Here is a 10,684-nt window from a genome sequence, read left to right on the forward strand (position 1 = left end):
ATTAGAGAAGGTGACCTAGAAGTGCAAGTGAAGTATCGACCAACCCAGGCAGTCATTGATTTGGACGCGTTGTATTCCAATTATACGGAGCTGCGGCAGGGACTGCCGTCTGACATGAAACTGCTCGCATGTGTAAAGGCTAATGCCTATGGGCACGGCGCAGCGACTGTGGCAAAGGAGCTTGAACGGTACGGAGCGGATTATCTCAGCGTAGCTTTTTTGGATGAAGCGCTGGAACTGCGCCGTGCCGGAGTGAAGATCCCCGTATTGATTCTTGGATACACGCCGCCGCATGGCGTAAGAACTGCATGGGAGCACGACATCACGCTGACCGTGTTCAGCTGGGAAGTGCTGGAGACGATCAGAGATCTGGATCCTTCGGAATTTCCGCATAAGCTTAAGGTCCATATCAAAATTGACTCAGGAATGGGTCGTCTTGGCCTACTTCCCGGAGAAGAGGCGGTTGCGTTCATTCGCAATGCGCTGCAAATTCCGCATGTGGAAGTGGAGGGGATGTATACCCACTATGCCACGGCGGACGAAGAAGACAAAAGCTATACATTGGAGCAGTACCGGCGTTTTCAGGAAGTGGTGGACGCGCTGCGGGAACATGAAATTCATATCCCGATTATACATACGGGTAACAGCGCCGTAGCTATTGATATACCGGAGCTTTCTTGCCGTATGGTGAGAATTGGCATCGCTTTATACGGTCTTTATCCTTCGGATGAAGTACATAGGGACCGTATCAAGTTAAGACCGATATTATCGCTGACAACGGAGCTGGTAAGGGTTAAAACAATGCCACCGCACTCCGCCATTAGTTACGGGGCGAAATACGTAACCGACCGGGACGAAAGAATCGGAACGATTCCGATCGGCTATGCCGACGGTTATTCTCGGTTGCTTGGCGGCAAGGCGCAAGTATTGATACGCGGACGCCGCGTTCCTGTAGTCGGAACCATCTGCATGGACCAATGTATGGTGTCGCTTCAACCTTTGGCTGAGGAAGCCGAAGAAATCCAAGCCGGCGAGGAGGTTGTACTCATCGGCCAGCAGTCCGGCGGCGAAATTACCGCAGACGAACTGGCCTCCATGCTTGGAACTATCCACTACGAAGTGATTTGCATGCTTGCGCATCGGGTCCCCCGTTTATACGTTAGTACCGGGAAACCCGACATTCTGGTGAATCCCCTGTTATAAAAGCAAGGGACGACAAAAACCTACAAAACTTTTTTCCTGTATGAAGGAATTTATGACCGGGTAGCGAATGAATAACACATGGAAATCTTCTGGTATGTACGGCATAGTCATTTTTGTTTATAATGATATGCAGCATACTTGATATACTCTCGGCATATATTTCTTTTGTATATATTTCCTTGAATAATGCTATACTGAATCACAAGGTCAGGGGAACAGGGTCGACAAGGTTTTGGGGGTGGAAGTTAGGGATGGCCAACATGCATAACACCAAAAGAATCATGATTAGTTTACCGGATCATCTTTTGCAGGAAGTGGATGGAATCGTCGCGATGGAGAACTCCAATCGCAGCGAGCTGATCAGGCAAGCCATGAAGCTGTATTTAAATGAGCGGAAGAAGAGATTCATCCGTGAGTCGATGCAGCGCGGCTATATGGAAATGGCTAAAATTAATTTATCCATGGCCTCTGAAGCATTCCATGCGGAGGAAGATGCAGACATCACTCTGGACCGCCTAGTAAGCGGGGTGTAACCATTGATCGTAAAGCGCGGCGACGTTTTTTTTGCAGACCTCTCCCCTGTAGTCGGTTCTGAGCAGGGCGGGGTAAGACCGGTGCTTATTATCCAGAACGATATCGGCAACCGATTCAGCCCGACGGCGATCGTTGCCGCTATCACGGCACAAATCCAGAAAGCGAAGCTGCCGACTCATGTGGAGATTGAGGCGGCTACGCATGGTTTTGACCGTGATTCCGTTATTTTGCTGGAACAAATCCGCACGATCGACAAACAGAGACTAACCGATAAGATTACGCATTTAGACGAAGAGACGATGAAAAAAGTGAATGACGCTTTGTTGATCAGTCTTGGTTTAATTGACTTTTAAGCATACAGCCAGACGGGATCTTCGATCCTTGTTGGCCGGGCGCTCCGAACAGGTTGTTCGGGGCGCTTTTCTTTTTTGAAGGATAAGAAAAACAGTGATTTGCCTCAAAATGCTGGAAGCGAATCACTGCCGATATTCAGAGAAAACCCGGGTACTAAGAGTCAATCTGTGCGTAAAGCGTAGATCGGCCGGAGTTTGGCCGCCTTATTGGCAGGAATCATTCCGAACACGATGCCGATGAATAAGGAAAAGCCGAAGGCGATCAGGACGATCGGGACGGAAACCGAGGTGGAGAGGGAAGAGTAATGGCCGATCAACGCGCTGGCGCCGTATCCGAGTCCAACTCCGATTAAACCGCCAAACCCGCTTAAAGCGGTAGACTCGACCATGAATTGTAGCAGGATGTTCCTCTTTTTTGCTCCGATCGCTTTACGTATCCCGATTTCTCGTGTTCTTTCGCTGACGGAGACCAGCATAATATTCATGATGCCTATGCCGCCTACAAGCAGTGAAATGCCGGCAATGCCCCCGAGTGCGAGCGACAACATTTGCGTGGTGGAATTCAAGGTGTCCAGCATTTCCTGCGAATTAAACACAGTATAAGCATTGTCCGCGTTCATGAATTTTTTATCAAGAGCGGCTTCCAGCGATGACTTGACTTGTTCGATTTGTTTCGTGTCTTCCACCTGTACGGTGATGGAACGAACTCCCCGGCTTCGCAGAAAGCGTTCGGCCGTGCTGATCGGAATCAGGATTTTGTTATCGTTTGAACCGGTCAGACTGGACCCCTTTGACTCCAGCAGGCCGACAATTTTGAAGCTGGTGCCGTCCAACTGGATCGTTTTCCCAACGGGATCGGCCGTGCCCAGAAACGTGCTGGCCGTTTCGGTCCCGATTAACGCCACCTTCATTCTGAATTCATTGTCCAGATCCAGGATATAGCGGCCCGACTGGACGTGAAAGTCCTGCACCTCTTCATATGACGGAGCAATGCCCTCGATGGATACGGAATCATTGACGGTATCTTTTTTGGCTGTAGCTGACCCGCTTACGACAGGAGAGACCGCCTTGATCCCCTCAATGTCGGCAAGCTGCATTGCTTCTTCATAAGACAAAGAAGTCGTATTTCCCCGCCCCGTAATGTTTACGGTCAATAAGTCCGTGCCCAAGCCTTCGAGCTGCTCCGTAATCTGCGAAGTAGTCCCCTGGCCTACCGATACGAGCGTGATAACCGAGGATACCCCGATAATAATTCCGAGCATCGTGAGCAGGGAACGAATCTTCGCCCCGATGATGCTTTTCCAGGCCATTTTTACGCTTTGCAGCAGATTCATACCGCAAGCCTCCGATCCTCGACGATCATGCCGTCCTGAATGCTGATGACCCGTTTGGCCTGCTCCGCGATGGAGAGATCATGGGTGATGATAATAATGGTATGACCGAGACGGTTAAGCTCCTTCATCTTCTCCATAACCTCTATGCCAGTCTTGCTGTCCAGTGCGCCGGTGGGCTCGTCGGCCAGAAGCAGGGGAGGATTTCCCGCAATCGCTCTTGCTATGGCCACCCGCTGCTGTTGTCCGCCGGACAGCTCGGAAGGTTTATGATGCATCCGGTCCGCCAGACCGACTAGTCTCAAGGACTCTTCGATCGCCTTTTTTCGCTCCTTGTACGGGACATTCCGGTAAATGAGGGGAAGCTCTACATTTTCGAATGCCGTTAGCTTGGGCAAGAGATTGAACTGCTGAAATATGAACCCGATCTTTTCATTACGAATTACGGCCAGTTTATTATCCGACAATTTCTTCACATCCTGGCCATCAAGCAGGTAGATTCCTTCATTGGCTACGTCCAGGCAGCCTAGCATGTTCATCAAAGTGGATTTACCGGAGCCGGATGGGCCGATAATCGCCACAAATTCTCCCTGGTGGATCTGAAAGCTGACGTCTTTGAGGACTGGCATGAGTTCTCCAGCCATTTTGTATCCGTGCCCCAACCCGGAAACGTTGATCAGAGGCTGCTGTAAATCAGACACTATCTGCCACCTCCTGTCCGACTAGCTCCGCCGCCAGGTGTGCCACCGCCCGAGAAGCCTCCACCGGACATGCCTCCGCCAGGCATGGCGCCGTTCGGATTGACACCGCCTCCGCCGAAGCCTCCAAAGCCCCCAAAGCCCCCGGCTTGGCCCATTTGCTCCTGCTGCCGGGTTGAATTAGAGGAGGAGGAACCCATCACTGTAGGAATGACGACTTCGTCGCCTTCTTTTAAACCGCTGACGATTTCAATGGAAGTTTCGTTATGAACGCCGATTTCAACCTCTTGCATGTTCGTTCTGCCGGTAGTTTTAGTTCTTTGCCTGTCTTGTCCTGAATCGCTTGAGGGCTGCCTGTTATCTTCCGATATTTGGGAAGGTCTCGACGGTGGTTCGCCGGAGGTTCCGATTGGCTGCTGCAGATCGCCTTCCGGAACGATTCTTCCGCCATTCCGGCTGCCGGCCGCGGAGGCGTCGGTAGTCGGAAGAATCACGAAGTAAGACTCGCCTCTTTTTTGCACGGCTTCAACGGGGAGGGTCAAAATATCTGTCTTGTCGGAGAGAACAATGGATGCTTCAGCCTACATGCCGACGCGGATCCCGTCCGATTGCTTCAATTTAATCGTGACATCGAATAGGGATACTCCGCCCGAAGCGGTGCCTTCATTCGCAATTTCGGATACTTCGCCGTCGATCGTTTGATCCGGCAGCGCATCCAGTTGAACGGAAGACTTCATCCCGGTTTTCACCTGCGGGATATCCAATTCATCCACTTGAATTTGTACGCTCAAATTCTGATAATCCTGGATGACGAACAATTCGCTTCCATTGTTGGCCTTTTCGCCGGCAGTGATATTTACCGAAGTAATCGTCCCGTCCATAGGTGATGTTAATGAGTCGGGTGGAATCATATCTTCTTTTATTGAGGCGATTTCATTCTCCGTGCTTTTAATATTCAGTTCTTGCTTGGTGATGGATTTCCGGGTGTTATTCAAATCTTCCTCGGAGGCGCCATCATAAACCTGACGCTTGTACTGGGCCTGAAGGTCAATCAAATCCATTTTCTGCGATTCCAGAGAAGTTTCCTTTGTCTCCAGACTGTCCGATAAGTCGTCGGCCTCGAAGGTAAGCAGGGTTTGCCCCTTTTTCACAATATCTCCGGCTTTGACCATTACCTCTTTGACTTTGCCTTCATCCTTGGTACGTACGCTTTGGCTATCCGTCGATATTACCGATCCTGATCCCGACACACTGACGAGGATATTGCCTTTGACAACCTGGGTTGTCCGTTGGACAGGCGCGGCTTCTCCGGTTTTTTTATCCGGCAGGATCAACATCGTAGCCGCCAAGGCAATCAAAATGGCGCCGACAATTCCGACTCCGATCCATAACCATTTCTTTTTTTTCATTCGCTCACTCCAACTTCCCACGGGTATTTTAAAGATAAAGGTATGTATCAGGTCATATACTAAGGGGCCAATATTAAAGGGGTCTGAAACGAAACTTAAAGTTGTCTGAAACGTAACTTAAAGTTAGCTGAACGTTTTCCGGTACGAAAGCAAGCCCAAAAGCCAAAAATGGTTGGCGCCCGACCCGGAGATGAAGTACAATAATCATAGTTTATGGAGGAGGTACTTTTTTAATGGATCAGAATCCGTCAGATCAGTATCAATATACGACATTCAATAATTATCCGCAGGGTTATCAGCCTGCGCCGCCAGGACCGCCGACACCGGCCAAGACGAACGGCAAATCGATCACATCGCTCGTACTGGGCGTTTTGTCCATCGTAGTCCCGTACATAGGTTTCCTTTTGGGAATTGTCGCAATCGTGTTTGCCAGCCTGTCCTTCAAAGAGTTGAAGCGCACCGGGGAGCAGGGCAAAGGCTTATCGATAGCCGGATTAGTTTGCGGAATCGTCGGAACGGCGATTTACGGAATAATTCTATTTATTCTTGTTTTGGCAATTATTATGTTTGCATCGGCAGGGGTGGAGAATTACTCCACATTTTAATGCACAAACAGAAAGCACCGCAGCCTGGAAGATAATTCGGGCCCGGTGTTTTTCTTCTTTAATCCGCGATGCCTGAAAACTACCATTCGTCCTGCGGTGGAAAAGACGCGGGAAGTTTGTGATAATAAAGGAATCATGGAATTTTTGAATGAAAGAGGGATTTCTTTGTCGCAATCGGAAGCTAACGCAACGCATGAGAAGAATGAGAGCGGAGACCGGGAACGGATTGTTCAGCAGGTAGCAAAGGAACTGAGCTTGTCCCTGAAACAGGTGCGGACTACGATTTCGCTGCTGGATGAAGGCAATACGATTCCGTTTATCGCCCGTTACCGGAAAGAAATGACCGGAGAACTGGACGAGAACCAGCTTCGCGATATCGAAGAGCGCACGAATTATCTCCGGAATTTGGAGGAGCGTAAATCCGAGGTAATCCGGATCATCGCGGAGCAGGACAAATTGACAGGCGAACTGGAGGCGGCGATCCGAAAGGCGGTCAAGCTCCAGGAAGTGGAGGACTTGTACCGCCCTTACCGCCAGAAGCGGAAGACACGGGCCAGCTTGGCGAAGGAAAAAGGACTCGCCCCATTGGCCGATTGGTTGCTCTCCCAGCCTAAACAGGGCGCTCCGTTGACGGAAGCCGCCAAGTACATTCAGCCGGACAAGGGCGTGGAGACGGCGGAGGAAGCGCTACAGGGCGCTATGGATATCGTGGCTGAAGGCATGGCCGACGAAGCGGCGACCCGAGCTTGGGTCCGCAAGTATACGATGGATCATGGCATGATGACGTCCGAAGCGAAGTCGCCTGAGGCCGAGTCTGTATATGAGATGTATTATAACTACCGGGAAGCGGCCAAGAAAATGCCGTCCCATCGGATTCTCGCCATGAACCGCGGGGAGCGGGAAGAGATACTTAAAGTCTCTCTTGAAGTGGAGCCAGAGCCGATCCACCGTTTTATTGCCGGCCGATGGATCAAGGGCAGTTCCGTTGCGGATAGCTTGCTGCATGCCGTTGTGGAGGACGCCTACAAACGGTTGATCGCGCCTTCCATCGAGCGGGAAGTGCGCGGCGAGCTCACGGAAAGAGCCGAACAGCAGGCGATTTCCATCTTTGCCGGAAATCTGCGCAGCCTGCTGCTGCAGCCGCCGGTGCGGGGCAAGCGGGTGCTGGGCGTCGATCCGGCATTCCGGACCGGCTGCAAGCTCGCCGTTGTGGACGATACGGGCAAACTTTTGGAAGTTGCGGTAACATATCCGACGCCGCCGAACAACAAGAAACGGGAAGCGGCCGCCAAGTTTAATGAGCTGATCGATCGCTATGATATAACCCTGATCGTTATCGGCAACGGTACGGCATCGCGCGAAACGGAACAGTTTGTGGCGGAAGTAATCGCGGAACGCAAGTCTCAGGAACTGGCCTACTTGATCGTCAACGAGGCTGGAGCAAGCGTGTACTCCGCATCCAAGCTGGCTGCGGAGGAGTTCCCCGATCTGGATGTCGCCGAGCGAAGCGCGGTATCCATTGCCCGCCGGCTGCAGGATCCGCTGGCGGAGCTGGTTAAGATCGAGCCGAAGGCGATCGGGGTTGGCCAATACCAGCACGACGTCTCGCAGAAGCACCTCGACGAGAGCCTGACCACCGTAGTGGAATCGGCGGTAAACCACGTCGGTGTCGACGTCAATACGGCTTCGCCTTCACTGTTATCGTACGTGTCCGGCGTGAATGCCACCACGGCGAAGAACATCGTCAAATTCCGCGAAGAGAATGGACGCTTCCGCAACCGGAAACAGCTGCAGAAGGTTCCGCGCCTCGGCGCGAAGACCTATGAGCAATGTATCGGTTTTATGCGGATCGCCGAAGGCGAGCATCCGCTGGATCGTACACCGATTCATCCCGAGTCGTATGAGGTGGTAAACCGGTTGTTCGCCGAGCTGGGCGTAGGCTTGGATCAGCTTGGCTCTAAAGAGCTGGCGGACAAGCTTGCAGCGTTAAACGCCGAGGCACTGGCGGAACGGCTGGAGGTCGGCGTGCCGACCCTGCGCGATATTCTGGACAGTCTCCAACGGCCGGGGCGCGATCCCCGCGAAGAGCTGCCGCTTCCGATTTTCCGCACCGATGTGTTGAAGATCGAGGATCTGGTGCCGGGGATGGAGCTGCAGGGCACCGTCCGGAACGTGATCGATTTTGGCGCCTTCGTGGATATCGGGATCAAGAACGATGGCCTCGTCCATATTTCCCAGCTAAGCGAGGGCTATGTCAAACATCCGATGGACGTCGTATCGGTTGGAGATAATGTTACCGTTTGGGTGCTGAATGTAGATCTGAAAAAAGGACGCGTCGGATTAACGATGCGGAAGCAGTAACGAACATAAGGACATTAACTACAGATAAGCCCGCCGATTTCGGCGGGCTTTTACATTGTGATAGAATTCAGCTTGTTTGAGTTGGAGAAGCGCGTGAAGGGTTTGGACAACGCGATTAATTGTTAGCGCTTACAAATATGGTGAATTTGACCTATTCATCTGTGATAATAGTCTGATGTTAGATGACCGTGGAGTCATATATTATGAAAATAAATTCATTGACTAGAATATGTATTCAAAATATAATTCAAATTGAAGTTATTGGGTTGGCTTACAATTAAAAGTTGAACCTTTCTCTAAATTGCAAACGTTTGCCCAACTTCATAGTATCTCCTAAAGGAAATGTGGCGGTATTGTTGTCGCTTTTACCCGACTCTATGTTTTTTATTATTTATTGTTAGGAGGTTCTTATGGAAAATATTTTGCAAATGGGCAAATCCGATTCAATGTCGCTTTTTGTCACGCTTTTGTCCTCTTTTCAAGGCATGCATCACAAATACAACGATCAAGAAGATATCGTTCTTTCCCTTCCTATCCTTCCATCCGTACCCGATTAATTCAACGATTCTATATTTTAGACCGAGTTTCGATTCAACAGGAATGACATTTCAAGATGAAGTAACCCCCGGCTATCTTGCATCAAGACCACTCTTAAGTCATTGTTCTGAATGATTTCACCTCACACTAAGCAATTCATTCAATACCGATCCAAGTGACCATACCCACAAACAAGACCCTGCGAAATGTTTTTAACTACTTATCAAATTCATTTGAAGAATGATATACCTGTTCCATATGAAGACACCTCCAATGACGATTTTGTGCAAACGATTGAACAATCGGGAAAAGTCAAGCCATTCAGGTGGACCGATGTTAGTGAACATGATGATTCAAGCATTTCTGTATAAGGGGGTGTGTCCGTGAATTCAGAAGCTTTAGTTGCAGCCAAGCCGCAGGAGGCCGTTCCGGAATCCCAGTCAAAGCGTCTGATGAATAACCGAACCTTTCTGTGGATCTATTTAGGAAGCACACTATCCATTATGGGGGAAGGTTTTCATTCCATTGTAGTCGGCTTCTGGGTACTATCGACGACAGGCAGCGCGAAAGCCATGATGACCATCATGGTGGTTCAGATGATAACAAGCTTTTTACTAGGAAGTGTTGCCGGGACTATAGCGGACCGTTATAACCGACGGATGATTATGCTGGGCATGGATATCGTGCGGGGGATTCTGATGGTAGGAGTTGCCGCTGTTGTTTCTTTTGGGGAAGGTCAAGGCTGGTGGATGCTGATTGTTTTACTGGCATTGGTCGGTGCTGCTTCACAATTCCATAATCCTGCCTTCTCCTCCTCGCTCATTAACATTGTGGGCAAAGAACAGATCCAGAGAGCAACGAGTCTGATGCAAATTACGGATACACTGGCCCGTCTTGCCGGGTTGTCTCTTGGGGGAGCTGCTGTCGCCATCTTTGGCGGACCGACATCGGTTATCGTCGTAAGTATTGCTTTTTTTATCTCAGCAGGCTGTGTGCTTCTGTCCGGCTCGTTTCCAAACCCTATACAGCAAGACAGGGAAAAAAAGGGGTTTTGGGCCGACTTAAAGCACGGATTGTCTTATATTCGCGGTCATTCCATTGCCCGTTCCGTCTCCATTCTACTGCCGTCGATCATGGTCTTCTTCGTCGCTTCGATGATGGTTTTTCAAGTGCTTGCCGTAACGATATGGAAGGCGACTCCGTGGCAATTCGGCATGCTGGAGGCCATTATCCCGATTGGGTATGCGACGGGTGCTGGACTTATCGCATTCATGGGAAGCAGAATCACCAAACGAGGCATCTGGGTGAGTATTGCCATGCTTTTGGCCGGGCCCAATTTAATGCTTCTTTCATCCATAAACGATGTCTATTTTGCCATTCCCTTTGTCTTTCTTGTTGGCTTTATCCTGTCTGTCGGAACGATCATCGTAATGGTAATGCTGCGCACCGAAGTGGATGGAGAATACCAGGGGCGCGTGTTTGGAACAATCGGATCCCTTTCCAGTCTCGCCACGCCTTTCGGGATCATTTTGTCCGGAGTGTTCTCTGACCTATATGGTGCTGACCTTGTCCTGATGATGAATGGGGCAGGATTAACACTGATTGCGGCGGTTTGTATTTATTTCCTGAAAACTCTGCGCAAATACAATTAAT

Annotated in this window: 11 protein-coding genes; 7 read left to right on the forward strand and 4 right to left on the reverse strand. The window is 50.3% G+C overall.

The genetic code is table 11. The features are described from left to right. Window positions 1–21: 21 nt before the first annotated feature. The 3 genes from alr (at window position 22) to KB559_RS10490 (ending at window position 2,090) form a co-directional block, all read left to right on the forward strand. On the forward strand, window positions 22–1,203 hold the full coding sequence (gene alr / locus KB559_RS10480; protein ID WP_211021685.1) for an alanine racemase: 1,182 nt from the start codon (window positions 22–24) through the stop codon (window positions 1,201–1,203). A 251-nt stretch (window positions 1,204–1,454) separates the two neighbouring features. Beyond that, window positions 1,455–1,736 (forward strand): CopG family ribbon-helix-helix protein, encoded by a 282-nt coding sequence (locus tag KB559_RS10485; RefSeq protein ID WP_018750966.1) that lies wholly within the window; start codon window positions 1,455–1,457, stop codon window positions 1,734–1,736. A gap of 3 nt (window positions 1,737–1,739) precedes the next feature. Beyond that, window positions 1,740–2,090: a type II toxin-antitoxin system PemK/MazF family toxin gene (locus tag KB559_RS10490; protein WP_211021686.1), complete on the forward strand. Its 351-nt coding sequence runs from the start codon at window positions 1,740–1,742 to the stop codon at window positions 2,088–2,090. Between the two features lie 161 nt (window positions 2,091–2,251). Here KB559_RS10490 and KB559_RS10495 read toward each other — a convergent pair whose 3' ends face one another. From KB559_RS10495 to KB559_RS10510, 4 genes are read right to left on the reverse strand one after another with little or no spacing between them, the layout of a single operon-like run. Further along, the gene (locus KB559_RS10495; RefSeq protein WP_211021687.1) at window positions 2,252–3,424 is read right to left on the reverse strand and encodes an ABC transporter permease; all 1,173 of its coding nucleotides are present in this window, start codon (window positions 3,422–3,424) and stop codon (window positions 2,252–2,254) included. Continuing rightward, complete coding sequence (locus tag KB559_RS10500) at window positions 3,421–4,065, reverse strand: ABC transporter ATP-binding protein (protein WP_211022168.1); 645 nt, start codon at window positions 4,063–4,065, stop codon at window positions 3,421–3,423. The genes KB559_RS10495 and KB559_RS10500 overlap by 4 nt, the downstream gene beginning before the upstream one ends. Before the next feature lie 56 nt (window positions 4,066–4,121). Beyond that, window positions 4,122–4,640, reverse strand: coding sequence for a hypothetical protein (locus tag KB559_RS10505; RefSeq protein WP_211021688.1), 519 nt, complete (start codon window positions 4,638–4,640; stop codon window positions 4,122–4,124). Between the two features lie 60 nt (window positions 4,641–4,700). Next, window positions 4,701–5,528, reverse strand: coding sequence for an efflux RND transporter periplasmic adaptor subunit (locus KB559_RS10510; RefSeq protein ID WP_211021689.1), 828 nt, complete (start codon window positions 5,526–5,528; stop codon window positions 4,701–4,703). Between the two features lie 233 nt (window positions 5,529–5,761). On the opposite strand from KB559_RS10510, the gene KB559_RS10515 reads away from it, so the two are divergent. The 4 genes from KB559_RS10515 to KB559_RS10530 all read left to right on the forward strand — a co-directional run bounded on the left by KB559_RS10515 (window position 5,762) and on the right by KB559_RS10530 (window position 10,683). Continuing rightward, window positions 5,762–6,133, forward strand: coding sequence for a DUF4190 domain-containing protein (locus tag KB559_RS10515; RefSeq protein ID WP_211021690.1), 372 nt, complete (start codon window positions 5,762–5,764; stop codon window positions 6,131–6,133). Window positions 6,134–6,268: 135 nt separating this feature from the next. Then, on the forward strand, window positions 6,269–8,494 hold the full coding sequence (locus KB559_RS10520) for a Tex family protein (RefSeq protein WP_211021691.1): 2,226 nt from the start codon (window positions 6,269–6,271) through the stop codon (window positions 8,492–8,494). A 410-nt stretch (window positions 8,495–8,904) separates the two neighbouring features. Then, on the forward strand, window positions 8,905–9,051 hold the full coding sequence (locus KB559_RS10525; RefSeq protein ID WP_211021692.1) for a hypothetical protein: 147 nt from the start codon (window positions 8,905–8,907) through the stop codon (window positions 9,049–9,051). A 363-nt stretch (window positions 9,052–9,414) separates the two neighbouring features. After that, window positions 9,415–10,683, forward strand: a complete 1,269-nt coding sequence (locus KB559_RS10530; RefSeq protein WP_211021693.1) for an MFS transporter — start codon at window positions 9,415–9,417, stop codon at window positions 10,681–10,683. The last annotated feature ends 1 nt before the right edge of the window (window position 10,684 follow it).

This window comes from Paenibacillus sp. Marseille-P2973 (assembly GCF_018101095.1).
Classification (GTDB): domain Bacteria; phylum Bacillota; class Bacilli; order Paenibacillales; family Paenibacillaceae; genus Fontibacillus; species Fontibacillus vini.

Coding starts and splice junctions, on each gene's coding strand:
- KB559_RS10485 (WP_018750966.1), top strand. CDS start 1,455: ATGGCCAACATGCATAACACCAAAAGAATCATGATTAGTTTACCGGAT.
- KB559_RS10495 (WP_211021687.1), bottom strand. CDS start 3,424: ATGAATCTGCTGCAAAGCGTAAAAATGGCCTGGAAAAGCATCATCGGG.
- KB559_RS10500 (WP_211022168.1), bottom strand. CDS start 4,065: ATGGCTGGAGAACTCATGCCAGTCCTCAAAGACGTCAGCTTTCAGATC.
- KB559_RS10510 (WP_211021689.1), bottom strand. CDS start 5,528: ATGAAAAAAAAGAAATGGTTATGGATCGGAGTCGGAATTGTCGGCGCC.
- KB559_RS10515 (WP_211021690.1), top strand. CDS start 5,762: ATGGATCAGAATCCGTCAGATCAGTATCAATATACGACATTCAATAAT.
- KB559_RS10520 (WP_211021691.1), top strand. CDS start 6,269: ATGGAATTTTTGAATGAAAGAGGGATTTCTTTGTCGCAATCGGAAGCT.
- KB559_RS10525 (WP_211021692.1), top strand. CDS start 8,905: ATGGAAAATATTTTGCAAATGGGCAAATCCGATTCAATGTCGCTTTTT.